A 23,505-nucleotide genomic window follows, 5' to 3' on the forward strand; every position below is an offset into this window, starting at 1 on the left:
ACATGGCTAAAGAAACCTTTGACCGTTCGAAACCTCACGTGAATATTGGTACTATTGGTCACGTGGATCACGGTAAGACTACATTGACTGCTGCTATTTCTTCGGTACTTGCAGGAAAAGGTCTTGCTGAGCAAAGAGATTTCGGTTCTATTGATAACGCACCGGAAGAAGCAGAAAGAGGTATTACAATTAATACTTCTCACATTGAATACCAAACAGACACAAGACACTATGCTCACGTTGACTGTCCAGGTCACGCCGATTATGTGAAGAACATGATTACTGGTGCTGCTCAAATGGACGGTGCTATCATCGTGGTTGCTGCTACTGATGGTCCTATGCCTCAAACTAGAGAGCACATCCTTCTTTCTAGACAGGTTGGTGTTCCTGCTTTGGTTGTGTTCATGAACAAAGTTGACTTGGTAGATGATGCTGAGCTTCTTGAACTAGTTGAAATGGAAGTAAGAGAGTTGCTTTCTGAGTACGACTTCCCAGGTGATGACATTCCAGTAATCGCTGGTTCTGCTCTTGGAGCATTGAACGGTGAAGCTGAGTGGGTTGCTAAAGTAGAGGAGTTGATGGATGCAGTTGATAACTACATTCCACTTCCAGAAAGAGCTGTTGATAAAGATTTCTTGATGCCAGTAGAGGACGTATTCTCGATCACAGGTCGTGGTACAGTTGCTACAGGTAGAATCGAAAGAGGTGTAATCAACTCTGGCGAAGCTGTTGATATCATTGGTATGGGAGCTGAAAACATGTCTTCTACTATCACTGGTGTTGAAATGTTCCGTAAGATTCTTGACAGAGGTGAAGCTGGTGATAACGTAGGTCTACTTTTGAGAGGTATCGAAAGAACTCAAATCAAAAGAGGTATGATTATCTGTAAGCCAGGTTCTGTGAATCCTCACAAACACTTCAAAGCTGAGGTTTACGTATTGTCTAAAGAAGAAGGTGGACGTCATACTCCATTCTTTAACAAATATCGTCCACAGTTCTATTTGAGAACAACTGACGTAACTGGTGAGATCATGCTTCCAGAAGGAGTTGAAATGGTAATGCCAGGTGATAACGTAACTATCGAAGTAACTTTGATCAACCCTGTAGCTCTTGAAAAAGGACTAAGATTTGCGATCAGAGAAGGTGGTAGAACAGTTGGTTCTGGACAGGTAACTGAGATCTTAGACTAAGTCTAAGGTAACTTCATAAAAGAAAAAACAAAATGCGTTTCATTTTTCAATGAAGCGCATTTGTTTATATAAATTAATTACTCTAATTTTGCAGTCCTTTTCGAAGGAATTGAGTAAACGGGTGTAGCTCAATTGGTAGAGCACTGGTCTCCAAAACCAGCGGCTGGGAGTTCGAGTCTCTCCACCCGTGCGATGTTAAATAGCAAAGGTTTGTACAATGACTAAACTGATTAATTTTTTCAAAGAATCATATGACGAAATGGTCCACAAAGTTACATGGTCCAAATATTCAGAACTGCAAAGTAGTTCCGTCTTAGTACTTGTCGCTTCCCTGATCTTTGCGTTGTTCATCGGTTTGATAGATCTCAGCTTTGAGAATCTATTGGATTGGTATTATCATAATCTATAAACCTAAACCCTGATACAATGAGTGATCTGAAATGGTACGTCGTTCGTGCTGTCAGTGGACAAGAGAAGAAAGTTAAATCTTATCTTGAAACTGAAATTACCAGAATGGGTCTAGAAGATTTCATTCCTCAAGTCATGATACCTGCTGAAAAGGTTTATGAAATGAGAAATGGAAAGAAACGTGTCCGTGAGAGAAACTTCTTTCCTGGATACATTTTGATTTCTGCAGACATCAATCATGGTGAAGTACAACATACTATCACGAACATTCCAGGTGTGATTGGTTTTTTAGGTGCCAATGATGGGGGTCCTTCCAAAACTCCTGTTCCACTACGTCAAAATGAGGTAAATCGAATTTTGGGTAAAGTAGACGAGGCTGAAGAGCAAGAAGAACAGCTTGATACTCCGTTTATCGTAGGTGAGACAGTCAAAGTAATGGACGGCCCATTTAGTGGATTTACGGGAAATGTTGAAGAGGTTTTTGAAGAGAGAAAGAAGCTTAACGTAATGGTTAAGATTTTCGGAAGAAACACGCCTGTAGAGCTTAATTATATACAAGTAGAAAAAACAGAGTAGAAATGGCTAAGGAAATTAGTGGTTACTTAAAGTTACAGATCAAGGGTGGTGCAGCCAACCCTTCTCCTCCTGTAGGACCTGCGCTAGGTAGTAAGGGTCTTAACATTATGGATTTCTGTAAGCAATTTAATGCCAGAACCCAGGAAAAAGCGGGTCAGGTTCTTCCTGTTCTTGTTACTATCTATACAGACAAAACTTTTGATTTTGTAATCAAGACTCCTCCAGCTGCTGTATTGCTTATGAATGCAGCTAACCTGAAGAAAGGTTCTTCTGAGCCTAACAGGGACAAAGTAGGATCTGTGTCTTGGGATCAAGTGAAGGAGATCGCAGAAACAAAAATGCCGGATTTGAACGCATTTACTGTAGAGTCTGCTATGAAGATGGTAGCTGGTACGGCTAGAAGTATGGGAATCAAAGTAAGTGGACAAGCCCCTTGGGCCAATTAATTAGAAATTAAAATGGCAAAATTGACGAAAAATCAAAAGCTAGCTGCAGAGAAGTATGACAAAACTCAGAAGTATTCTCTAACAGATGCTTCTAAGCTAGTGAAGGAAATTACTACAACTAAATTCGATGCATCAGTTGATCTCGATATTAGGTTAGGAGTCGATCCAAGAAAGGCTGACCAAATGGTAAGAGGAGTCGTAGCGCTTCCTCATGGAACTGGTAAAGAGGTGAGAGTATTGGTACTTTGTACTCCTGATAAAGAGGAGGAAGCAAAAGCTGCCGGTGCGGATCACGTAGGTTTGGATGATTATATCAAGAAAATCGAAGGTGGTTGGACTGATATAGACGTGATTATCACTATGCCGACTGTAATGGCCAAAGTAGGTCGTATCGGTCGCGTACTAGGACCAAGAGGACTCATGCCAAATCCTAAGTCTGGAACGGTTACTCTTGATGTCGCCAAGGCGGTTCAAGAAGTGAAGTCTGGTAAAATCGATTTCAAAGTAGATAAATTTGGTATTGTTCACGCAAGTATTGGAAAAGTATCCTTTACTCCTGAGCAAATCAAAGAAAATGCGATGGAATTGATTAGCACTGTGTCAAAATTGAAGCCTGCAAGTGCCAAAGGTACTTACATGAAAGGTATTAGCTTGTCTAGTACTATGAGCCCAGGCATTTCAGTTGACAGTGGTTCGATTGCTGGATTGTAAATGATCTTTAAATAATTCTCTACCTGCAGAGGTAAGATTTAAAAGAAATAAAATGACAAGAGAAGAAAAGGCCAAGGTGATCGAAGAACTTTCGGAAAAGTTCAAGACTACTTCGAACTTCTACGTTACTGACGCGTCAGGATTGACTGTAGCGGAAGTTAACAATTTCAGAAGAATGTGCTTCGAAAACGGCGTAGAATACAGAGTTATTAAGAATACTCTGATCAAAAAAGCATTGGAAACAGTCGATGCTGATCTCTCTTCATTGAACGATGAAGTTTTGAAAGGCTTCTCAGGTGTGTTGTTTGCTCAACAAGATGCAGCAAGCGCACCAGCGAAGGTGATCAAAAAATTTAAAAAAGAAGACAAAGAGCAGAGACCAACACTTAAAGGGGCTTCCATCGAATACGATCTCTTTATTGGTGAGCAACACTTGAACACTCTTTCTGAGCTTAAGTCGAAAGACGAGCTTATTGGAGAGGTTATTGGATTGCTACAGTCTCCAGCCAAGAATGTTATTTCTTCGCTTCAGAGTGGAGGACAAACACTTTCAGGATTGTTACAAACTTTGTCTGAACGTTAATTTAGGTTTCAAATTATTAAAATTTTAATTAGGTAAAAAAATGGCAGATTTAAAAGAATTCGCTGAGCAGTTGGTAAACTTGACTGTTAAGGAAGTAAATGAATTAGCTGAAATATTGAAAGATGAGTACGGAATTGAGCCAGCTGCTGCTGCTGCTCCTGTAATGGTAGCTGGTGCTGCTGGTGGAGAAGCTGCTGCTGAAGAGAAAAGCTCTTTCGACGTAATCTTGAAATCACCAGGAGGTGCTAAGTTGGCTATCGTTAAATTAGTTAAAGAATTGACTGGTCTTGGATTGAAAGAAGCTAAGGAATTAGTAGATGGCGCTCCAAAAGCAGTTAAAGAAGGAATGGCTAAAGAAGAAGCTGAAGGCCTGAAAAAGCAACTAGAAGAAGCTGGCGCTGAAGTAGAGCTTAAGTAAGAGTTGACAGTTTTTCTTTAAAAACGTCTAATATTTTAGACCTGCTCCCGACTAACCTCGGGATCAGGTCTTTTCCTGTTTCTGCTTATGCAGAAACATTTCCATATTTGTTATCACATTAAATTATACGGCCTTGGCTAGTAACAATAAATCTGAAAGAATAAGTTTCTCTTCGATAAAATCAGTGATCGACTATCCTGATTTCTTGAAGGTTCAATTGCAGTCTTTTGAGGATTTTTTCCAGCTGGAAACTCCTGCTGAAAAAAGAGTTCAAGAAGGATTGTTCAAAGTATTTTCAGAAAACTTCCCAATATCGGATTCCCGAGAGAATTTTGTACTGGAGTTTATCGACTACTTGGTTGATCCGCCAAAGTACAACGTAGATGAGTCTATCGACAGAGGTTTGACTTACTCCGTTCCCTTGAAAGCGAAATTGCGTTTGTCTTGTAATGATGAGGACAACGATGATTTTGAAACTATAGAGCAGGAAGTGTTCTTGGGCAACATCCCATACATGACAGCTAAAGGTTCGTTCATTATCAATGGAGCCGAGCGAGTTATCGTTTCTCAGCTGCATAGATCTCCAGGTGTGTTCTTTGCCCAAAGTAAACATACCAATGGTACTAAACTTTATTCAGCAAGAATTATCCCATTTAAAGGGTCTTGGATAGAGTTTGCTACTGACGTGAACAACGTGATGTATGCGTACATCGACCGTAAAAAGAAATTCCCTGTAACCACGCTTCTAAGATCGATCGGTTACGGTTCGGATAAAGACATTTTAGATTTGTTTGGTCTATCTGAAGAGGTAGAAGCAACCAAAAAAGCACTTTCTAAGGTAGTAGGACGTAAGCTTGCTGCGAGAGTGTTGAGAACATGGACAGAAGATTTCGTGGATGAGGATACTGGAGAGGTAGTATCTATCGATAGAAACGAAGTGATTCTGGAAAGAGATTCTATGATCAATGAAGAAGATATCGACATCATCGTAGATTCTGGATCTAAATCCATCATCCTACACAAGAAGGATGTAAACATTACAGATTACTCTATCATTTACAATACGCTTCAAAAGGATAACTCTAACTCAGAGAAAGAAGCGGTAGAGCAAATCTATAGACAGCTTAGAAACACTGAAGCACCAGATGAGCAGACTGCAAGGGATATCATCAACAACTTGTTCTTCAGTGATAAGAGATATGATTTAGGAGAAGTAGGTAGATATAGAATCAACCGCAAACTTCAACTAGATGAAACAAATGAATCAAGAGTATTAACGAAAGTTGATATTATCTTGATCGTTAAGTATTTGATAGGTTTGATCAACTCTAAAGCAGTAGTTGATGATATTGATCACTTGAGTAACAGACGTGTTAGAACTGTAGGTGAGCAGTTGTATTCTCAGTTCGGCGTAGGTCTTTCTAGAATGGCTAGAACCATCAAAGAAAGAATGAACGTTCGTGACAATGAAGAGTTCAAGCCGATAGATTTGATTAATGCAAGAACGCTTTCTTCTGTGATCAACTCCTTCTTTGGTACTAACCAGCTGTCACAGTTCATGGATCAAACGAATCCATTGGCTGAGGTGACTCACAAACGTAGAATGTCAGCATTGGGACCAGGTGGTCTTTCGAGAGAGAGAGCTGGTTTCGAGGTTCGTGACGTTCACTACACCCACTACGGTCGTCTTTGTACTATTGAGACACCTGAAGGTCCGAACATTGGTCTGATTTCTTCACTTTGTGTTCACGCCAAAGTGAACAATATGGGATTCATCGAGACTCCATATAGAGAAGTTGATAAGGGAATTGTTAACATGTCTTCTGACGTTAAATATTTGACTGCAGAAGAAGAAGATACATACAACATCGCTCAGGCAAACGCACCATTGAATGACAAGGGTGAATTCCTGAACGAGAGAGTAAAAGCAAGATACGAAGGTGACTTCCCGGTAGTAGAGCCACATGAGCTTAGATACATGGACGTAGCGCCTAACCAAATTGTATCTGTAGCGGCATCTATGATTCCATTCCTTGAGCATGATGATGCGAACCGTGCTTTGATGGGATCGAACATGCAGCGCCAGGCGGTACCATTGTTGAGACCACAGGCTCCTATCGTAGGAACGGGTCTTGAGAAGAGAGTAGCGCTTGATTCACGTTCTTTGATTCTGGCAGAAAAATCAGGGGTAGTAACCTTTGTTGATGCTAAGAAAATCGTAGTGAAATACGACCGAACTGATGAGGAAAGGTTGATTTCTTTCAATGAGGATGAGACTACTTATGATCTGATCAAGTTCCGTAGAACGAACCAGGATACTTGTATCAACCTGAAGCCGATTGTTTACAAAGGCGATAAGGTAGAAGCGGGGCAGCCATTGTGTGAAGGTTTTGCTACTGAGAATGGTGAGTTGGCTTTGGGTAGAAACCTGAAAGTGGCTTACATGCCTTGGCAAGGATACAACTTCGAGGATGCGATTGTTATTTCTGAGAGAGTGGTTAGAGACGATGTGTTTACATCTATCCACATCGATGAGTACGAACTTGAAGTAAGAGATACTAAGAGAGGGGAGGAAGAATTGACTTCTGAGATTCCGAACGTAAGTGAGGAAGCAGTGAAGAACCTGGATGAGCATGGTATCATCCGCGTGGGTGCTGAAATCAAAGAAGGTGATATCCTGATCGGTAAAATCACTCCTAAGGGAGAAACTGATCCAACTCCTGAGGAGAAACTATTGAGAGCGATCTTTGGAGATAAAGCGGGTGATGTTAAGGATGCTTCTTTGAAAGCTTCACCATCATTGAGAGGGGTTGTTATTGATACTAAACTTTTTTCAAGACCTAAAAAGGACAAGGATCTAAGAGCAAGAGCTAAGAAAGAGGTAGAAATCCTAAAAGCAAATTACTCGAAAGAGTTGAAGGATTTGAGAAACCTTATCGTCGAGAAATTGGTGACTTTGCTTTCTGGAAAAACTTGTCAGGGTATCAGACATAAGTTTGGTGAGGAGATCATGTCGAAAGGTGTGAAATTCAATGCCAAGAATATTCAAGAGAATATCTTCCCAGAGAGGAATATATATAGAGATGAGAGTAGCTACCACGTAGCTGAAGAAGTAAACTTGATTTCTGATCTGGTTTTAGACAACTGGACGACAGATGAGGAGATCAATGGTATGATTTACGATCTTGTTAAGAACTATAACAAGAAAAGAAATGATATCGGTGGTATCTTTAAGAGAGAGAGATTTACTCTGGAAGTTGGAGATGAGTTGCCAGCAGGTATCGTACAATTGGCCAAAGTGTATATCGCTAAGAAGCGTAAGCTGAAAGTAGGTGATAAGATGGCGGGTCGTCACGGTAACAAAGGTGTGGTTGCAAAAGTGGTAAGAGAAGAGGATATGCCATTCCTGGAAGATGGAACTCCGGTAGATATCTGTTTGAACCCACTTGGTGTACCTTCAAGGATGAACATCGGTCAGATCTACGAGACTGTATTGGCATGGGCTGGATACAAGTTGGGTAGAAAGTACGCGACTCCTATCTTCGATGGAGCAACTATGGAAGAAGTAGCGGCTGAATTGAAAGAAGCTGGATTGCCAGAATATGGACGTTCTTACTTGTACGATGGATTGACAGGTCAGCGATTTGACCAGCCAGTTACTGTAGGTATTGCTTACATGCTGAAACTGGGTCACTTGGTAGACGATAAGATGCACGCGAGATCTATCGGACCATACTCGTTGATTACGCAACAGCCATTGGGTGGTAAAGCCCAGTTTGGTGGTCAGCGTTTTGGTGAGATGGAGGTTTGGGCTCTGGAGGCATTCGGTGCAGCCAACGTGCTTCAGGAAATCCTTACTATCAAATCTGATGATGTCATTGGTAGAGCAAAAGCTTACGAGGCGATTGTTAAAGGTGAAAACATGAACAAGCCAAATATTCCAGAATCATTCAACGTATTGGTTCACGAATTGAGAGGACTTGCACTTGAAATCACTTTGGACTAATTTATTATTGATAACTCGGCCCTTTTTTAGGGCCACTAACTTATATATTGAATTATGGCATTCAGAAAAAGCAAAAAGCTAAGCAGCGACTTCTCTAGAGTAACCGTCAGCTTGGCTTCTCCCGAATCTATTCTGGAAAGCTCACACGGTGAGGTTACACAGCCGGAAACCATCAATTATAGAACATACAAACCAGAAATGGGTGGTTTGTTCTGTGAGCGAATCTTTGGACCAGTAAAGGATTGGGAATGTCATTGTGGAAAATACAAGAGAATCAGATACAAAGGCATCATCTGTGATAGATGTGGTGTGGAAGTAACTGAGAAGAAAGTACGTAGAGAGCGTATGGGACATATCGAATTGGTAGTTCCTGTGGCTCACATCTGGTACTTCAAATCTCTACCAAATAAAATCGGTTACCTTTTAGGTATCCCAACTAAGAAATTGGATCAAATCATCTATTACGAGCGTTACTTGGTGATCCAGCCAGGCGTGAAGGAAGAAGATGGTATCAGCAGACACGACTTCTTGACTGAAGACGAGTATTTGGACATCATGGACAAGTTGCCAAGAGAGAACCAAATGCTGGATGATGATGATCCGAACAAATTCATCGCTAAGATGGGTGCTGAGGCATTAGAAATGTCTTTGTCAAGAATTGAACTTGACACGCTTTCTTACGATTTGAGACATCAGGCTGCTACTGATACTTCTCAGCAAAGAAAAGCAGAGGCTCTGAAGCGTCTGAAAGTTGTTGAGGCATTCAGAGATGCCAGAACCAGAATCGAGAATCGGCCAGAATGGATGATCATCAAGATGGTTCCAGTAATTCCACCGGAATTGAGACCATTGGTGCCATTGGATGGTGGTAGATTCGCTACCTCTGATTTAAACGATCTTTACAGACGTGTAATCATCAGAAACAACCGTTTGAAGCGTTTGATCGATATCAAAGCTCCAGAGGTAATCCTTAGAAATGAGAAAAGGATGCTTCAGGAAGCAGTCGATTCATTGTTCGATAACTCAAGAAAAGTAAATGCAGTAAGATCGGATGGAAACCGTGCGCTGAAGTCTTTGAGTGATATGCTTAAAGGTAAGCAAGGTCGTTTCCGTCAAAACTTGCTAGGTAAGCGTGTAGACTACTCTGGTCGTTCGGTTATCGTAGTAGGTCCTGAATTGAAGATGCACGAATGTGGTCTTCCTAAGGGGATGGCAGCTGAGCTTTTCAAGCCTTTTATCATCAGAAAACTGATCGAAAGAGGAATTGTTAAGACAGTAAAATCTGCAAAGAAAATAGTGGACAGAAAGGATCCTGTGATCTGGGATATTTTGGAAAATGTGTTGAAAGGCCATCCAGTGCTTCTCAACCGTGCTCCTACGCTTCACAGATTGGGTATCCAGGCTTTCCAACCAAAATTGATCGAAGGTAAGGCTATTCAACTTCACCCATTGGCATGTACGGCATTCAATGCCGATTTTGATGGTGACCAGATGGCGGTTCACGTTCCATTAGGACACGAGGCGATCCTGGAAGCTTCTCTTTTAATGTTGGCTTCTCACAATATTCTGAACCCGGCTAACGGAGCTCCTATTACTGTACCTTCTCAGGACATGGTATTGGGTCTTTACTACGTGACTAAGGGTAGAAGAAGTACTAAGAAAGAGAAAGTAGCTGGAGAAGGAATGACTTTCTACAGTTCTGAAGAGGTAATCATCGCGATCAACGAAGATAAAATTTCTAAGCACGCTTATATCAAAGTAAGAACCTCGGTTCGAAATGAAAATGGTGAGCTAGAAAATAAAATCATCGAAACTGTAGCTGGACGTGTATTGTTCAACCAATACGTACCAGAAGAGGTAGGTTTCGTAGACGAATTACTTTCTAAGAAGAAGCTTCAGCAAATTATTTCTCATGTGTTTAAAATCACGGGAATGGCAAGAACTGCTCAATTCCTGGATGATATCAAGCACTTAGGATTCCAATCTGCATACAAAGGTGGATTGTCAATGGGACTGGGTGATATCAACATTCCTGATGAGAAAGATAGTTTGGTAGCTCAAGCGAAAGAAGAAGTAGATGCAGTATGGGCCAATTATCAAATGGGTCTGATTACTGATAACGAAAGATATAACCAGGTAATTGATATCTGGACTCGTATCAACTCTATGTTGACGGGTACCTTGATGAAGCAACTGGAAGAAGAAGATCAAGGATTCAACTCGATCTACATGATGATGCACTCAGGTGCGAGGGGATCTAGAGAGCAGATCAGACAGCTTGGTGGTATGAGAGGTTTGATGGCGAAACCACAGAAAAACCTTCAAGGGTCTGTTGGGGAAATCATCGAAAACCCAATTCTGTCGAACTTTAAAGAAGGACTGGATGTAATTGAGTACTTTATTTCTACACACGGTGCTCGTAAAGGTCTTGCGGATACAGCCTTGAAAACTGCGGATGCGGGTTACTTGACTAGACGTTTGGTAGACGTAGCACAGGATGTGGTTGTAAACGAAGATGACTGTGGTACTTTGAGAGGATTGGTTGTTTCTGCATTGAAGGACAACGAAGATGTGGTTGAGCCATTGTCTGAAAGAATCCTGGGTAGAGTATCTGTACATGATGTTTACGATCCTATCACTGACGAGCTTTTGATTCCTTCTGGAATTGAAATCACTGAGGAGTTGGCTAACAAAGCGGACGAAAGAGCGATAGAGGAAGTTGAAATACGTTCAGTATTGACTTGTGAATCTAAGCAGGGTGTTTGTTCTAAATGTTATGGTAGAAACCTGGCAACTGGACAAATGGCAAACATCGGTGAAGCTGTAGGGGTAATTGCCGCTCAGTCGATTGGTGAGCCTGGTACTCAGCTTACATTGAGAACCTTCCACGTTGGGGGTACGGCATCTAACATCGCGGTAGAAGCTACTATCACTGCCAAGTTTGACGGTGTGACCGAATTCGAAGAATTGAAATCTATCAAAACTACGAACGGTGACGGTGACGAGGTGAATGTAGTAATGGCTCGTGCAGGTGAGATCAAAATTGTAGATCCTGAAACTGGAAAAACATTGATCAGCAACCACGTTCCTTACGGTGCATTCTTGAACGTTAAGAATAAGAAAAAGGTGAAAAAAGGAGATCAGCTTTGTAGCTGGGATCCATATAACGCGGTAATTCTTTCAGAATTTGATGGTAAGATTGAGTTCGAAGCGATCGAAGAAGGTATTACTTATAAAGAAGAGTCTGATGAGCAGACAGGTCACAGAGAGAAAGTAATTATCGATACCAAAGATAAAACTAAGAACCCTGCGATTGTTGTGATCAGTGGTGATGATGAGAAAGCTTACAACATCCCAGTAGGAGCTCACTTGTCAGTAGACTTAGGAGACGAGGTGAAAGGTGGTCAGATTTTGGCTAAGATTCCTCGTTCGATGGGTAAATCAAGAGATATTACCGGGGGTCTACCAAGAGTAACTGAGTTGTTCGAGGCTAGAAACCCATCTAACCCAGCTGTTGTTTCTGAAATCGATGGTGTGGTTACTTATGGCGGTATCAAGCGTGGTAACAGAGAGATCTTTATCGAGTCTAGAGATGGCGTGAAGAAAAGATACCTGGTATCTCTTTCTAAGCACATTCTTGTGCAGGACAATGACTTTGTAAGAGCAGGTTATGCACTATCTGATGGTGCTACTACTCCAGCTGATATTTTGGCTATCAAAGGACCTACTGCTGTTCAGGAGTACTTGGTGAACGAGATTCAGGAAGTATACCGACTACAAGGGGTGAAGATTAACGATAAGCACATCGAGACGATCGTTCGTCAGATGATGCAGAAGGTAATCATCCTGGATGCTGGTGATACGAGTTTCCTACCAAATCAGGTAGTAGACAAAGTGAAGTTCATGGAAGAGAACGATTCGATTTTGGATATGAAAGTAGTATCTGATGCGGGTGATTCTCCGAACTTGAAACCAGGACAGATCATCACTTCGAGACAACTGAGAGATGAGAACTCAAGCTTGAGACGTAAGGACATGAAGTTGGCAACTGTAAGAAGTGCAGAGCCAGCGGTATCTAAACCTACGCTTCAGGGTATTACGCAAGCATCTTTGGGTACTGAAAGCTTTATCTCAGCAGCTTCCTTCCAGGAAACTACTAAGGTATTGAGTGAAGCATCGATCAGAGGTAAGCGTGACTCACTACAAGGATTGAAAGAAAATGTAATCGTTGGACACTTGATCCCAGCGGGTACAGGACAGAGAACTTTCAATAAATTGATCGTGGGTTCTCAAGAAGAGTACGATTCGTTGGTAAGCTCTAAAGAAGAGTTTGCATCTAGATCTAAAGAGTATCAGGAAAATGAATAAGGACGACAACAAACAAGAACAGAAAAAGGGCAACCAGATTAATATTGAATTGTCTGAAGAAATTGCAGAGGGCGTATATGCGAACCTGGCAATGATTGCACATTCGAATTCTGAGTTTGTTGTAGATTTTATTCGTTTGATGCCAGGAGTACCTAAAGCTAAGGTGAAATCTAGAGTGGTGATCACTCCAGAGCACGCCAAAAGATTGCAGGCGGCACTTCAGGAAAATATTGTGAAATACGAACAGACTTTTGGCCCTATCAAACAGGTAGAAGATTCACCGAAATTCCCAATGAATTTTGGAGGAGCTGTAGGAGAGGCTTAAGGTCAGCTTGAAAAATAAATAGAAAGGAGTTCTCAAATGGGGACTCCTTTTTTTGTGAGGGAACAAAAAGATGGCTGGAAACTAGCAAGTTGCGGCCCGAAAATTACTGATAATCAATACATTTTTTTATTTCAATGTTTTTATTAGAGATAATAGTCTCTATCTTTGCGTTCCGAAAAAATTTACGGTAGAGAATAATTATTTTAAAATATAGATAAATGCCTACTATACAACAATTAGTTAGAAAGGGTAGAAAATCTATGGTTTCTAAATCCAAGTCTCCGGCTTTGGACGCATGTCCACAGAGACGCGGGGTTTGTACCAGGGTTTATACTACCACTCCAAAGAAGCCTAACTCAGCGATGAGAAAGGTAGCAAGGGTAAGATTAACCAACGGTAAAGAAGTGAACGCTTACATACCAGGTGAGGGTCACAATCTACAAGAGCACTCGATCGTATTGATCAGAGGCGGTAGAGTAAAGGATTTGCCAGGGGTTAGATACCATATTATTAGAGGTGCACTCGATACTGCAGGTGTAAGCGGCCGTTTACAGCGTAGATCTAAATATGGTGCGAAAAAGCCAAAAGATAAAAAGTAAAAACTGATAAAATAAGATGAGAAAATCGAAACCAAAGAAGAGATATATTCTTCCCGATCCGAAGTTCCAGGACACTTTGGTATCAAAGTTTGTGAACTACCTGATGGTGGACGGAAAGAAGAGTATTGCTTATTCGATCTTTTATGATGCGATTGACATTGTAGAAGAAAAGACAAGTGAGAATGGTCTTGAAACTTGGAAAAAAGCGCTCAACAACATTATGCCATCTGTAGAGGTGAAAAGCAGAAGAGTAGGCGGTGCTACATTCCAGGTTCCTATTGAGGTGAGACCTTCGAGGAAAACGTCATTAGGAATCAAGTGGATGATTTCATACTCTCGATCAAGAGGCGAAAAAACAATGAAAGAGCGTTTGGCTGGTGAGATCATCGCTGCAGCAAAAGGCGAAGGAGCTGCTGTGAAGAAAAAAGATGATACGCACAGAATGGCCGAGGCGAATAAAGCATTTTCACATTTTAGATTTTAATCAGAAGAAATAATGGCAAGAGATCTAAGCTTGACACGTAATATTGGTATCGCTGCTCACATCGATGCTGGTAAGACTACCACTACTGAGCGTATCTTATATTACACAGGTGTCAGCCACAAGATTGGTGAGGTGCACGACGGTGCAGCCACTATGGACTGGATGGAGCAGGAACAAGAAAGAGGTATCACTATTACTTCAGCTGCTACAACCGTATTTTGGAATTATAAAGAAAAACAATACCATATCAATATCATTGACACTCCAGGTCACGTGGATTTTACCGTAGAGGTAAACCGTTCCTTGAGAGTATTGGATGGTTTGGTGTTCTTGTTTAGTGCCGTTGATGGTGTAGAGCCACAGTCGGAGACTAACTGGAGACTAGCCGACAACTATAAAGTAGCTCGTCTGGGATTCGTTAATAAAATGGACCGTGCTGGTGCTGACTTCTTGATGGTGTGTAAGCAAGTCAAAGAAAGATTAGCGACTAAAGCCGTTCCTTTTCAGTTACCAATCGGAGCAGAAGAAGGATTTCGTGGTGTAGTTGATCTCGTAGAGAGAAAAGCTATGGTATGGAATGAAGAAGATCAAGGTATGACTTTCGAGGAAATCGAAATTCCTGCCGACATGCAAGAAGAAGTAGATCAATACAGAGAAGAATTGTTAGAGGCAGTAGCTGAATACGATGAAACTTTGATGGAAAAATATTTCGAAGACCCTGAGTCTATCTCAAAGGATGAAATTATTGCTGCTTCTAGAAAAGCAACTATTGATTTGGCTTTCGTACCTATGTTCTGTGGTTCTGCTTTCAAGAACAAAGGTGTTCAGACCATGCTTAACTATGTGATGGAGTTGCTTCCTTCACCTATGGATAGAGAAGGTATTGAAGGTATAGATCCGACTACTGAAGAAAAGGTGTTGAGAAAGCCTTCTGCTAGCGAGCCTTTCGCAGCTTTGGCCTTCAAAATCGCTACAGACCCATTCGTTGGACGTCTATGTTTCGCTAGAGCATATTCTGGAACACTTGATTCTGGATCTTATGTTTGGAACACTAGAACTGACAAGAAGGAAAGAATATCAAGAATATTCCAAATGCATGCGAATAAGCAAAATCAGATTGATCAGTTTCATGCTGGTGATATTGCTGCTGTAGTTGGATTTAAAGATATCAAGACAGGTGATACATTATGTGATGAAAAGCACAAGATAGTGCTAGAATCAATGGTGTTCCCTGAGCCAGTAATCGGATATGCGATTGAGCCTAAGACTCAGGCAGATTCTGATAAGCTGGGTATGGCTATTGCTAAGTTGGTAGAAGAAGATCCAACATTGGTAGTAGAAACAGATCATGACACTGGTCAGACTATCTTGAGAGGTATGGGTGAGCTTCACCTGGATATCATCATTGATCGTCTGAAGAGAGAATTCAAGGTTGAGATCAACCAGGGTGCTCCACAGGTGGCTTACAAAGAAGCTATCCAGTCTCTAGTAGACCACAAAGAGGTTTACAAGAAGCAGTCTGGTGGTAAAGGTAAATTTGCCGATATCGTATTCGAGCTTTCTCCAGTAGATGAAGATTTCGACAAAGTAGGACTACAATTCGAAAACAAAATCGTAGGTGGTGTGATTCCAAAAGAATTCATCCCAGCGATCGAAAAAGGATTCCAGTCGGCTATGTTGAATGGTCCATTGGCAGGTTTCCCATTGGATTCGATGAAGGTGAAATTGTATCATGGATCATTCCATGATGTGGATTCGGATGCATTGTCTTTCGAATTGGCAGCTAGACTAGGTTTCAAAGAGGCTGCTAAGAAGGCAAGTCCAGTATTGCTAGAGCCGATTATGGCTGTAGAAATTGTGACTCCTGATGAGTACACGGGTTCTGTGACAGGTGACTTGAACAGACGTCGTGGTATCATGAAAGGAATGGACGTAAAAGGGAATTCACAATTGGTGAAAGCTGATGTGCCGTTATCTGAATTGTTCGGTTATGTGACCGATCTTAGAACGATGACATCTGGTAGAGCAACAGCTTCATTGACATTCTCTCACTACGATCCAGTTCCGAAGAACATCGCAGATGAAGTAATTAAGAAAGAAAAAGGCGAGTAGTCCGCTAAATAATTATTGATATGAATCAGAAAATTAGAATCAAACTAAAGTCTTACGATCATAACTTGGTTGACAAGTCATCTGAGAAAATCGTAAGAGCGGTGAAAACTACTGGTGCAGTAGTAAGCGGGCCTATTCCACTTCCTACTGTAAAAGAGAAATTCACAGTCTTGAAGTCGCCACACGTAAACAAAAAAGCTAGAGAGCAATTTCAGCTTTGTACTTACAAAAGATTGGTAGATATCTACTCTAACAGTGCGAAAACAGTTGACGCATTGATGAAGTTAGAATTGCCAAGCGGTGTGGATGTAGAAATTAAGGTCTAATTATTTAGACTGGTATAAGTCAAAAGAACCAGCATACGCATGTTGGTTCTTTTTTGTTGTTATAAGTATCCAATATTTATAGCTAAAAATTTGAGAGAGAGTAGATTATTACTATCTTTGCAGTCCTTTTGCCGAAAAGAGTAAAAGGCGACAATAAATTATTGAAAATTTAATACTGTAATGTCAGGTATAATAGGAAAAAAAATTGGGATGACTAGCATCTACAGTGCCGATGGACGAAACGTTGCATGCACGCTAATAGAAGCTGGTCCTTGCGTGGTAACGCAAGTTAAGAACGACGAGACTGACGGCTACACATCGGTACAGCTTGGTTACGGTGAGCGTAAAGAAAAGCGTACGACTAAAGCCTTGAAAGGTCACTTCGCGAAAGCGAAAACTACTCCTAAGCAACACGTGGTTGAGTTTAGAGACTTCCGAGTTGAGTTTGAAGGAGGTGTACAGTTAGGACAATCCATCAGTGTTGCAGATGTTTTCCAGGTTGAAGACTTTGTAGATGTGGTAGCTAACTCTAAGGGTAAAGGTTTCCAGGGGGTTGTTAAGAGACACAACTTCGGTGGTGTTGGACAAGCTACTCACGGTCAGCACAACAGATTGAGAGCGCCAGGATCTATTGGTGGTGCTTCATATCCAGCACGTGTATTCAAAGGCATGAGAATGGCCGGGCGTACAGGTAACGATAGAGTAAAGGTGACCAACCTACAGGTGTTGAAAATCATACCTGAGAAGAACCTTATTTTAGTAAGTGGATCAGTTCCTGGTCCTAAAAATGGTACAGTAATTCTAGAGAAATAGTCATGAAAGTATCCGTATTAACTAAGACTGGTGAAGATACCGGGAGAAAGGTAGATTTGTCTAAGGATGTTTTTGGAATCGAGCCAAATGATCATGCTATCTATCTAGACGTGAAACAATATTTGGCGAACCAAAGACAAGGTACGCACAAATCTAAGGAGAGAGCCGAGATTGCTGGTTCTACTAAAAAGATTAAGAAACAAAAGGGTACTGGTACAGCTCGTGCGGGTAGTATCAAGTCGCCTGTTTTCAGAGGTGGGGGTAGAGTTTTTGGTCCTAAGCCAAGAAACTACGATATCGACCTTAATAAAAAATTGAAAGTGCTTGCTAGAAAATCGGCTTTGTCTTATAAGGCAACTGAAAAGAGCATTTCTGTTTTGGAAGACTTCTCTTTCGATGCACCTAAGACTAAGGACTATGCAGCATTGTTGAATAGCCTTTCTTTCGCTGACAAGAAAACCTTGTTGGTTCTTAAAGAAGATGATAAGAATGTATTGTTGTCATCTAAAAACTTGAAAAAAGCTCAAGTAGTAGTAGCTGATCAAATCAACACTTATGATTTGTTGAAAGCTGATAACTTGATCCTTTTGGAAGGTTCAATTGAGAAGATTCAGAACTTATTAACGAAATAAGAAGATGAGTATACTAAAGAAACCAATAGTTACTGAGAAAGTTTCTGCCTTGAATGAGGGAGGAAGATATGGCTTTGTGGTAGATAAAAACGCCAACAAGGTTGAAATCAAAAAGGCAGTAGAAAAGGCTTACGGGGTAACTGTAGAGAGCGTAAACACAATGGTTTATGCTGGAAAGTCAAAAACAAAGTACACTAAATCAAAAGTGGTTACTGGAAGAACTTCTTCTTTCAAGAAAGCGATTGTGAAGGTGGCTGAAGGAGATATAATAGATTTTTACGGAGGAGTATAAATAGTTAAAAAATGGCTGTAAGAAAATTAAAACCGATAACTCCGGGTACAAGATACAGAGTCGCTCCCGTTTTCGAGGAGATAACTAAATCTACTCCGGAAAAATCGTTGACCAAATCCACTCACCGTTCAGGTGGTAGAAACAACAGTGGTAAAATGACTGTTAGAAATATCGGTGGTGGTCACAAGAAGAAATATAGAGTAATTGACTTCAAGAGAAACAAGCACGGTGTGCCTGCGACTGTTAAGTCAATTGAGTATGATCCAATGAGAACGGCAAGAATTGCCTTGTTGTACTATGCTGATGGTGAGAAGAGATATATCATCGCTCCTCAAGGGCTAAAAGTAGATCAGACTATCGTGTCTGGATCTGGTGTAGCTCCAGAGGTAGGGAATACCCTTCCACTAGCAGAGATTCCATTAGGTACTATTGTTCACAACGTAGAGTTGAAGCCTGGTAAAGGTGGAGCTATGGCTAGAAGTGCTGGATCATATGTTCAGCTTTTGGCTAGAGAAGGAAAGTATGCAACTGTAAAGCTTCCTTCTGGTGAAATGAGAATGGTACTTGCTGTTTGTTTAGCTACTGTTGGTACAGTTTCTAACGGCGATCACATGAACGTGAGACTAGGTAAAGCTGGTAGAAACAGATGGTTAGGTAGAAGACCAAGAGTAAGAGGTGTAGCAATGAACCCAGTAGATCACCCAATGGGCGGTGGTGAAGGTAAATCTTCAGGAGGTCACCCAAGATCTAGAACTGGTATCATGGCGAAAGGTCAGAAGACTAGAACACCTAAGAAATATTCTAACAGATTGATCATCGGTAAAAACAAGTAAGCAATGGGAAGATCATTAAAAAAAGGACCTTATATAGATTTCAGACTAGAAAACAAGGTTGACACGATGAATGATTCCGGTAAGAAAGCCGTGATCAAGACCTGGTCTAGAAGATCTATGATATCTCCAGATTTCGTGGGACATACATTTGCGGTCCACAATGGAAATAAATTTATTCCAGTATTTGTTACTGAGAACATGGTAGGGCACAAGTTGGGAGAATTTGCTCCGACAAGAAACTTTAGAGGCCATATCAATAAGAAGGATAAAAAGAGATAATTAGCTGAACTATGGAAGCTGTAGCAAAATTAAAAAACGTACCAACTTCTCCTCGTAAAATGAGGGTAGTAGCTGATTTGGTAAGAGGCCAAAGAGTAAGTAATGCCTTGAACATTTTGAAGTTCGAAGCAAAGCAAGGTGCTGGTAGAATAGAAAAATTATTACTTTCTGCTATTTCCAACTGGGAAGCTAAAAATGAAGAGGCTAAGCTAGAAGAAGCAGATCTTTTTGTAAAAGAGATCTACGTAGATAGCGGCCGAATCTTGAAGCGTTTGAGACCTGCTCCACAGGGTAGAGCTCATAGAATCAGAAAAAGATCTAACCACGTAACTGTGGTGGTAGATAGCATGAACGCTTCAGCGTCAAAAGAAGGAAGTAACACTGAAAATTCAGAAAACTAATACAAATGGGACAGAAAGTAAACCCTGTAGGACTGAGATTAGGAATCGTTAAAGGTTGGGATTCTAACTGGTATGGTGGTAAGACGTTTCCAGATAAATTAGTCGAAGACACCAAAATCAGAAATTATATCAACGCACGTATTCCAAAAGGTGGAATTGCTAAAGTTGTTATCGAAAGAACTATCAAGAGAATTACCCTTACTATCCACACGGCTCGTCCAGGTGTAGTAATCGGTAAAGGAGGTTCTGAAGTAGATCGTATCAAGGAGGAGTTGAAAAAACTTACTGGAAAGGATCTACAGATCAACATCTTTGAGATCAAAAGACCTGAATTGGACGCTGTATTAGTTGGACAATCTATTGCTCAGCAGTTGAAAGCAAGAATCTCGTTCAGAAGAGCGATGAAGCAAGCAATCGCTGCAACTATGAGAGTAGGTGCTGAAGGTATCAAGATCAAATGTTCTGGACGTTTAGGTGGAGCTGAGATGGCAAGATCTGAGCAGTACAAAGAGGGAAGAATTCCTCTTCATACGCTAAGAGCAGATATCGATTATGCGATCTCTGAAGCTGATACAATCTACGGTAAGATTGGTATTAAAGTCTGGATCTTCAAAGGTGAGATTTACGGAAAAAGAGATTTGTCTCCTAACGTAGGTGCAGCTAGCCAAAGCAGCGGTGGAAACCGTAGATCTGGTGGAAGACCAGGAGGTCCTAGAAGGAATAGAAAATAATTTTTGAAACTTCCATTTGTTGGAATAAAGAATTAAGGAAATGTTACAACCAAAAAGAACCAAGTTCAGAAAGAAACAGAAAGGCAGAATCAAAGGGATGGCTCAGAGAGGGCATACGCTGGCTTTCGGTACTTTTGGTATCAAGTCTTTGGAGCCAGGATGGATCACCAGTAGACAAATAGAAGCTTCTAGGATTGCAATGACTAGAGCGATGAAAAGGGAAGGTCAAGTTTGGATTAGAATTTTTCCAGACAAGCCTGTGACTAAGAAGCCTGCAGAGGTAAGGATGGGTAAAGGTAAGGGTGCTCCAGAATACTGGGTAGCATGTGTTAAGCCTGGAACCATTTTGTTCGAAGCGGCCGGAGTTAGTAGAGAATTGGCTCAGGAAGCATTGAGACTGGCTCAACAAAAGTTGCCTCTTAGAACCAAGTTTATTGTTAGAAGAGATTATCAAGGATAAGGGTTTAACCTACCTGATTAAATTATAGCACTATGAAAAATTCTGAAATAAAAGGATTGTCATTAGAAGAGTTGAAGACGAAAGTCGCAGCTGAGAGAGAAAGCTTGTCAAAGCTAAAGTTTGCTCATGCCATCACTCCCATAGAAAACCCTATGAGATTGAAAGACTCTAAGAAGTTAATTGCAAGGTTAAACACTGAAATCAGAGCTAAGGAATTGGCTCAACAATAAGTTCAAGATGGAAACCAGAAATTTAAGAAAAGAACGTATCGGGAAAGTAGTAAGCACTAAAATGGATAAAACCATCACTGTGCAAGTACTCCGAAAAATGAAGCACCCTATATATGGTAAGTTTGTGAGCAGCACGAAGAGATTCGCTGTACACGACGAGAACAATGAATGTGGTGAAGGTGATACTGTGAAAATCATGGAAACACGACCTTTGTCTAAAAACAAAAGGTGGAGATTAGTAGAAATTATTGAAAGAGCTAAATAACGATGGTACAGCAAGAGTCAAGACTTAGTGTAGCGGATAATAGTGGTGCTAAAGAAGTACTTTGTATCCGCGTATTGGGAGGTACTGGTAAAAGGTACGCCTCAGTAGGTGATAAAATTGTTGTTACTGTTAAGTCGGCAATTTCTTCGAGTAACCTAAAGAAAGGCACAGTATCTAAAGCAGTAGTTGTAAGAACTAAGAAGGAAGTGAGAAGAAAGGATGGTTCATACATCCGTTTCGAAGATAATGCAGCTGTTCTTCTTGGTGGTAACGATGAGCCTAGAGGTACCAGGATTTTCGGGCCAGTGGCTAGAGAGTTAAGAGAGAAGCAATTCATGAAGATTGTTTCATTGGCACCTGAAGTGCTTTAAGGTTAGGATTCTAATTTGAAAAAATATTAGACAATGAAATTTCACGTAAAAAAAGGGGACACTGTTAAGGTTCTAGCTGGTAATTCCAGAGGGAAAACTGGTGCTGTACTAGAGGTATTCCCAGCAAAGTATAAAGCTATCGTTGAAGGTCTGAATATGGTGACTAAGCACACCAAGCCTTCAGCAGAAAATCCAGAAGGTGGCATCAAAAAAGTAGAAGCTCCTATTCACTTGAGCAACTTGATGCTAGTAGACCCTGCATCTGGAGAAGCTACTAAAGTAGCTAGAAAAGCAGGTGATAATGGGAAATTGATAAGAGTATCAAAGAAAACAGGGGAGGTGATCAATGGCTAATCCTAGATTAAGAACCAAATACGCAGAGGAAATTATCCCTGCTTTGAAAGAGAAATTTCAGTACAAATCTATCATGGAGGTACCAAAGATCGAAAAGATCTCAATCAACCGTGGTATTGGAGATGCTGTATCTGATAAGAAATTGGTAGATGCTGGTGTTGAGGAGTTGACTCAGATCACTGGTCAGAAAGCCGTTCCTACATTGTCTAAGAAAGCGATCTCTAACTTTAAGTTGAGAGAAAACATGCCTATCGGTGCTCGCGTGACTTTGAGAGGAGATAAGATGTACGAGTTCATCGATCGTTTGATGACTGTAGCTCTTCCTCGTGTACGTGACTTCAAAGGAATCAAAGACAAAGGTTTTGATGGTAGAGGTAACTACACACTTGGTGTGAAGGAACAAATCATCTTCCCAGAGATTTCGATCGATAAAATCAACAGAATTTCTGGTATGGATATCACTTTTGTGACTACTGCCAAGACTGATGAAGAAAGTTTTGAATTGTTGAAAGCGTTTGGAATGCCATTCGCCGGAAAAAATAATAATTGATATGGCAAGAGAATCGATAAAAGCCAGAGAAAGAAAAAGAGAAAAACTTGTTGCTAAGTATGCAGCCAAAAGAGCAGAGTTAAAAGCTGCTGGCGATTACGAAGGATTGGACAAGTTACCAAGAAACTCTTCAAAGGTAAGATTACACAACAGATGTAAGCTTACTGGTAGGCCAAAAGGTTACATGAGAAAGTTCGGTATTAGCAGAGTTACCTTCAGAGAGATGGCAAGTGCTGGAAAAATACCTGGTGTAACTAAAGCTAGCTGGTAAAAGAGTTTTTAAAATATAAAATATTAACTAACTTTGCACCCCTGTTAAAAAATAGGGGTTAAAAGTGTACTGTAATGACTGATCCAATAGCAGATTATTTAACAAGATTAAGAAACGCCATAAGAGCGAATCATAGAATCGTAGAGATCCCTGCTTCTAATATAAAGAAGGAGATGACTAAAGTGTTGATGGACAAGGGGTTCATTCGAAACTATAAGTTCGAAGACGATGGTGTTCAGGGGAAAATCAGAATTGCGCTGAAATACAACCCTCAATCTAAAAAGTCGGCAATTGAGCACTTAGAAAGAGTGTCAAAGCCAGGATTGAGAAAGTATGCGCAGGCTGACGCATTACCTAGAGTATTAAATGGACTTGGTATTGCAATTTTGTCAACTTCCAAAGGTGTAATTTCCGATAAGGAAGCCAAGGAGCAAAAAGTTGGCGGTGAAGTATTGTGTTACGTTTATTAAT

The 23,505-nt window shown here is 40.8% G+C and carries 29 protein-coding genes and 1 tRNA gene; all 30 read left to right on the forward strand.

The annotated features are described in order from the left end of the window. Positions 1-2: 2 nt before the first annotated feature. The 30 genes from tuf to rpsH all read left to right on the forward strand — a co-directional run bounded on the left by tuf (position 3) and on the right by rpsH (position 23,504). Positions 3-1,190: an elongation factor Tu gene (gene tuf, locus N7U62_RS20050; protein WP_264139883.1), complete on the forward strand. Its 1,188-nt coding sequence runs from the start codon at positions 3-5 to the stop codon at positions 1,188-1,190. Between the two features lie 117 nt (positions 1,191-1,307). Beyond that, positions 1,308-1,380: transfer RNA gene (locus tag N7U62_RS20055), tRNA-Trp, on the forward strand. A gap of 27 nt (positions 1,381-1,407) precedes the next feature. Continuing rightward, on the forward strand, positions 1,408-1,599 hold the full coding sequence (gene secE / locus N7U62_RS20060) for a preprotein translocase subunit SecE (protein ID WP_262310264.1): 192 nt from the start codon (positions 1,408-1,410) through the stop codon (positions 1,597-1,599). Between the two features lie 17 nt (positions 1,600-1,616). Next, positions 1,617-2,174, forward strand: a complete 558-nt coding sequence (gene nusG, locus N7U62_RS20065; RefSeq protein ID WP_264139884.1) for a transcription termination/antitermination protein NusG — start codon at positions 1,617-1,619, stop codon at positions 2,172-2,174. Between the two features lie 2 nt (positions 2,175-2,176). Continuing rightward, positions 2,177-2,620: a 50S ribosomal protein L11 gene (rplK, locus tag N7U62_RS20070; protein WP_264139885.1), complete on the forward strand. Its 444-nt coding sequence runs from the start codon at positions 2,177-2,179 to the stop codon at positions 2,618-2,620. 12 nt (positions 2,621-2,632) lie between these two features. Beyond that, positions 2,633-3,331: a 50S ribosomal protein L1 gene (gene rplA, locus N7U62_RS20075; RefSeq protein ID WP_264139886.1), complete on the forward strand. Its 699-nt coding sequence runs from the start codon at positions 2,633-2,635 to the stop codon at positions 3,329-3,331. 52 nt (positions 3,332-3,383) lie between these two features. Then, a complete protein-coding gene (rplJ, locus tag N7U62_RS20080) occupies positions 3,384-3,914 on the forward strand; it encodes a 50S ribosomal protein L10 (protein WP_264139888.1) in 531 nt (176 codons plus the stop codon). Positions 3,915-3,954: 40 nt separating this feature from the next. Beyond that, positions 3,955-4,332, forward strand: coding sequence for a 50S ribosomal protein L7/L12 (gene rplL / locus N7U62_RS20085; protein WP_264139889.1), 378 nt, complete (start codon positions 3,955-3,957; stop codon positions 4,330-4,332). 133 nt (positions 4,333-4,465) lie between these two features. After that, the gene (gene rpoB, locus N7U62_RS20090) at positions 4,466-8,338 is read left to right on the forward strand and encodes a DNA-directed RNA polymerase subunit beta (protein ID WP_264139890.1); all 3,873 of its coding nucleotides are present in this window, start codon (positions 4,466-4,468) and stop codon (positions 8,336-8,338) included. 54 nt (positions 8,339-8,392) lie between these two features. Continuing rightward, positions 8,393-12,706 carry a DNA-directed RNA polymerase subunit beta' gene (gene rpoC, locus N7U62_RS20095; RefSeq protein ID WP_264139892.1) on the forward strand — a complete coding sequence of 1,438 codons (4,314 nt, stop codon included), beginning with the start codon at positions 8,393-8,395 and terminating at the stop codon, positions 12,704-12,706. Then, positions 12,699-13,031 (forward strand): DUF3467 domain-containing protein, encoded by a 333-nt coding sequence (locus N7U62_RS20100; protein ID WP_264139893.1) that lies wholly within the window; start codon positions 12,699-12,701, stop codon positions 13,029-13,031. Before rpoC ends, N7U62_RS20100 begins: the two co-directional genes overlap by 8 nt. A 218-nt stretch (positions 13,032-13,249) precedes the next feature. Next, positions 13,250-13,630 (forward strand): 30S ribosomal protein S12, encoded by a 381-nt coding sequence (gene rpsL / locus N7U62_RS20105; RefSeq protein WP_264139894.1) that lies wholly within the window; start codon positions 13,250-13,252, stop codon positions 13,628-13,630. 16 nt (positions 13,631-13,646) lie between these two features. Beyond that, positions 13,647-14,114: a 30S ribosomal protein S7 gene (gene rpsG, locus N7U62_RS20110; RefSeq protein ID WP_264139895.1), complete on the forward strand. Its 468-nt coding sequence runs from the start codon at positions 13,647-13,649 to the stop codon at positions 14,112-14,114. Between the two features lie 12 nt (positions 14,115-14,126). Next, on the forward strand, positions 14,127-16,226 hold the full coding sequence (fusA, locus tag N7U62_RS20115; RefSeq protein ID WP_264139896.1) for an elongation factor G: 2,100 nt from the start codon (positions 14,127-14,129) through the stop codon (positions 16,224-16,226). A 20-nt stretch (positions 16,227-16,246) separates the two neighbouring features. After that, positions 16,247-16,552: a 30S ribosomal protein S10 gene (rpsJ, locus tag N7U62_RS20120; protein ID WP_089356797.1), complete on the forward strand. Its 306-nt coding sequence runs from the start codon at positions 16,247-16,249 to the stop codon at positions 16,550-16,552. A gap of 180 nt (positions 16,553-16,732) precedes the next feature. Beyond that, the gene (rplC, locus tag N7U62_RS20125; protein ID WP_264139897.1) at positions 16,733-17,365 is read left to right on the forward strand and encodes a 50S ribosomal protein L3; all 633 of its coding nucleotides are present in this window, start codon (positions 16,733-16,735) and stop codon (positions 17,363-17,365) included. 2 nt (positions 17,366-17,367) lie between these two features. Then, positions 17,368-17,997: a 50S ribosomal protein L4 gene (gene rplD, locus N7U62_RS20130; RefSeq protein WP_264139898.1), complete on the forward strand. Its 630-nt coding sequence runs from the start codon at positions 17,368-17,370 to the stop codon at positions 17,995-17,997. 4 nt (positions 17,998-18,001) lie between these two features. Continuing rightward, positions 18,002-18,289 carry a 50S ribosomal protein L23 gene (rplW, locus tag N7U62_RS20135; RefSeq protein ID WP_264139899.1) on the forward strand — a complete coding sequence of 96 codons (288 nt, stop codon included), beginning with the start codon at positions 18,002-18,004 and terminating at the stop codon, positions 18,287-18,289. An 11-nt stretch (positions 18,290-18,300) separates the two neighbouring features. Continuing rightward, a complete protein-coding gene (gene rplB / locus N7U62_RS20140) occupies positions 18,301-19,122 on the forward strand; it encodes a 50S ribosomal protein L2 (protein ID WP_264139900.1) in 822 nt (273 codons plus the stop codon). 3 nt (positions 19,123-19,125) lie between these two features. Further along, positions 19,126-19,401, forward strand: coding sequence for a 30S ribosomal protein S19 (rpsS, locus tag N7U62_RS20145; RefSeq protein ID WP_099599743.1), 276 nt, complete (start codon positions 19,126-19,128; stop codon positions 19,399-19,401). Positions 19,402-19,412: 11 nt separating this feature from the next. After that, positions 19,413-19,802 carry a 50S ribosomal protein L22 gene (gene rplV, locus N7U62_RS20150; protein ID WP_264139901.1) on the forward strand — a complete coding sequence of 130 codons (390 nt, stop codon included), beginning with the start codon at positions 19,413-19,415 and terminating at the stop codon, positions 19,800-19,802. A 5-nt stretch (positions 19,803-19,807) separates the two neighbouring features. Then, positions 19,808-20,533 carry a 30S ribosomal protein S3 gene (gene rpsC, locus N7U62_RS20155; RefSeq protein WP_264139902.1) on the forward strand — a complete coding sequence of 242 codons (726 nt, stop codon included), beginning with the start codon at positions 19,808-19,810 and terminating at the stop codon, positions 20,531-20,533. A gap of 40 nt (positions 20,534-20,573) precedes the next feature. Further along, entirely contained in the window at positions 20,574-20,993 is a 420-nt protein-coding gene (gene rplP / locus N7U62_RS20160) for a 50S ribosomal protein L16 (protein WP_264139903.1), read from the forward strand. 32 nt (positions 20,994-21,025) lie between these two features. Next, positions 21,026-21,223: a 50S ribosomal protein L29 gene (gene rpmC / locus N7U62_RS20165; protein WP_264139904.1), complete on the forward strand. Its 198-nt coding sequence runs from the start codon at positions 21,026-21,028 to the stop codon at positions 21,221-21,223. A 7-nt stretch (positions 21,224-21,230) separates the two neighbouring features. Beyond that, positions 21,231-21,488 (forward strand): 30S ribosomal protein S17, encoded by a 258-nt coding sequence (gene rpsQ / locus N7U62_RS20170; protein ID WP_264139905.1) that lies wholly within the window; start codon positions 21,231-21,233, stop codon positions 21,486-21,488. 2 nt (positions 21,489-21,490) lie between these two features. Further along, positions 21,491-21,859, forward strand: coding sequence for a 50S ribosomal protein L14 (gene rplN, locus N7U62_RS20175; protein WP_073122840.1), 369 nt, complete (start codon positions 21,491-21,493; stop codon positions 21,857-21,859). A 33-nt stretch (positions 21,860-21,892) separates the two neighbouring features. Further along, the gene (gene rplX, locus N7U62_RS20180; RefSeq protein WP_264139906.1) at positions 21,893-22,213 is read left to right on the forward strand and encodes a 50S ribosomal protein L24; all 321 of its coding nucleotides are present in this window, start codon (positions 21,893-21,895) and stop codon (positions 22,211-22,213) included. Further along, positions 22,206-22,763, forward strand: coding sequence for a 50S ribosomal protein L5 (gene rplE, locus N7U62_RS20185; RefSeq protein WP_264139907.1), 558 nt, complete (start codon positions 22,206-22,208; stop codon positions 22,761-22,763). Before rplX ends, rplE begins: the two co-directional genes overlap by 8 nt. 1 nt (position 22,764) lies before the next feature. Continuing rightward, complete coding sequence (rpsN, locus tag N7U62_RS20190; RefSeq protein WP_099599734.1) at positions 22,765-23,034, forward strand: 30S ribosomal protein S14; 270 nt, start codon at positions 22,765-22,767, stop codon at positions 23,032-23,034. A gap of 74 nt (positions 23,035-23,108) precedes the next feature. Continuing rightward, positions 23,109-23,504, forward strand: a complete 396-nt coding sequence (gene rpsH / locus N7U62_RS20195) for a 30S ribosomal protein S8 (RefSeq protein ID WP_264139908.1) — start codon at positions 23,109-23,111, stop codon at positions 23,502-23,504. The last annotated feature ends 1 nt before the right edge of the window (position 23,505 follow it).

This window comes from Reichenbachiella ulvae (genome assembly GCF_025833875.1).
GTDB classification, from domain to species: Bacteria; Bacteroidota; Bacteroidia; order Cytophagales; family Cyclobacteriaceae; genus Reichenbachiella; species Reichenbachiella ulvae.

Excerpts from the sequence above, each read along its gene's own strand:
- rplN (WP_073122840.1), top strand. The coding sequence starts at position 21,491 with ATGGTACAGCAAGAGTCAAGACTTAGTGTAGCGGATAATAGTGGTGCT.
- rpsN (WP_099599734.1), top strand. The coding sequence starts at position 22,765 with ATGGCAAGAGAATCGATAAAAGCCAGAGAAAGAAAAAGAGAAAAACTT.
- tuf (WP_264139883.1), top strand. The coding sequence starts at position 3 with ATGGCTAAAGAAACCTTTGACCGTTCGAAACCTCACGTGAATATTGGT.
- rplV (WP_264139901.1), top strand. The coding sequence starts at position 19,413 with ATGGAAGCTGTAGCAAAATTAAAAAACGTACCAACTTCTCCTCGTAAA.
- rplA (WP_264139886.1), top strand. The coding sequence starts at position 2,633 with ATGGCAAAATTGACGAAAAATCAAAAGCTAGCTGCAGAGAAGTATGAC.
- rpsL (WP_264139894.1), top strand. The coding sequence starts at position 13,250 with ATGCCTACTATACAACAATTAGTTAGAAAGGGTAGAAAATCTATGGTT.
- rplK (WP_264139885.1), top strand. The coding sequence starts at position 2,177 with ATGGCTAAGGAAATTAGTGGTTACTTAAAGTTACAGATCAAGGGTGGT.
- rpsJ (WP_089356797.1), top strand. The coding sequence starts at position 16,247 with ATGAATCAGAAAATTAGAATCAAACTAAAGTCTTACGATCATAACTTG.
- rplX (WP_264139906.1), top strand. The coding sequence starts at position 21,893 with ATGAAATTTCACGTAAAAAAAGGGGACACTGTTAAGGTTCTAGCTGGT.
- N7U62_RS20100 (WP_264139893.1), top strand. The coding sequence starts at position 12,699 with ATGAATAAGGACGACAACAAACAAGAACAGAAAAAGGGCAACCAGATT.
- rpsS (WP_099599743.1), top strand. The coding sequence starts at position 19,126 with ATGGGAAGATCATTAAAAAAAGGACCTTATATAGATTTCAGACTAGAA.
- rplW (WP_264139899.1), top strand. The coding sequence starts at position 18,002 with ATGAGTATACTAAAGAAACCAATAGTTACTGAGAAAGTTTCTGCCTTG.
- nusG (WP_264139884.1), top strand. The coding sequence starts at position 1,617 with ATGAGTGATCTGAAATGGTACGTCGTTCGTGCTGTCAGTGGACAAGAG.
- rplJ (WP_264139888.1), top strand. The coding sequence starts at position 3,384 with ATGACAAGAGAAGAAAAGGCCAAGGTGATCGAAGAACTTTCGGAAAAG.
- rpsQ (WP_264139905.1), top strand. The coding sequence starts at position 21,231 with ATGGAAACCAGAAATTTAAGAAAAGAACGTATCGGGAAAGTAGTAAGC.
- rpoC (WP_264139892.1), top strand. The coding sequence starts at position 8,393 with ATGGCATTCAGAAAAAGCAAAAAGCTAAGCAGCGACTTCTCTAGAGTA.
- rplB (WP_264139900.1), top strand. The coding sequence starts at position 18,301 with ATGGCTGTAAGAAAATTAAAACCGATAACTCCGGGTACAAGATACAGA.
- rplC (WP_264139897.1), top strand. The coding sequence starts at position 16,733 with ATGTCAGGTATAATAGGAAAAAAAATTGGGATGACTAGCATCTACAGT.
- rplE (WP_264139907.1), top strand. The coding sequence starts at position 22,206 with ATGGCTAATCCTAGATTAAGAACCAAATACGCAGAGGAAATTATCCCT.
- fusA (WP_264139896.1), top strand. The coding sequence starts at position 14,127 with ATGGCAAGAGATCTAAGCTTGACACGTAATATTGGTATCGCTGCTCAC.
- rplL (WP_264139889.1), top strand. The coding sequence starts at position 3,955 with ATGGCAGATTTAAAAGAATTCGCTGAGCAGTTGGTAAACTTGACTGTT.
- rpsH (WP_264139908.1), top strand. The coding sequence starts at position 23,109 with ATGACTGATCCAATAGCAGATTATTTAACAAGATTAAGAAACGCCATA.
- rpmC (WP_264139904.1), top strand. The coding sequence starts at position 21,026 with ATGAAAAATTCTGAAATAAAAGGATTGTCATTAGAAGAGTTGAAGACG.
- rpsC (WP_264139902.1), top strand. The coding sequence starts at position 19,808 with ATGGGACAGAAAGTAAACCCTGTAGGACTGAGATTAGGAATCGTTAAA.
- rplP (WP_264139903.1), top strand. The coding sequence starts at position 20,574 with ATGTTACAACCAAAAAGAACCAAGTTCAGAAAGAAACAGAAAGGCAGA.
- rplD (WP_264139898.1), top strand. The coding sequence starts at position 17,368 with ATGAAAGTATCCGTATTAACTAAGACTGGTGAAGATACCGGGAGAAAG.
- secE (WP_262310264.1), top strand. The coding sequence starts at position 1,408 with ATGACTAAACTGATTAATTTTTTCAAAGAATCATATGACGAAATGGTC.
- rpsG (WP_264139895.1), top strand. The coding sequence starts at position 13,647 with ATGAGAAAATCGAAACCAAAGAAGAGATATATTCTTCCCGATCCGAAG.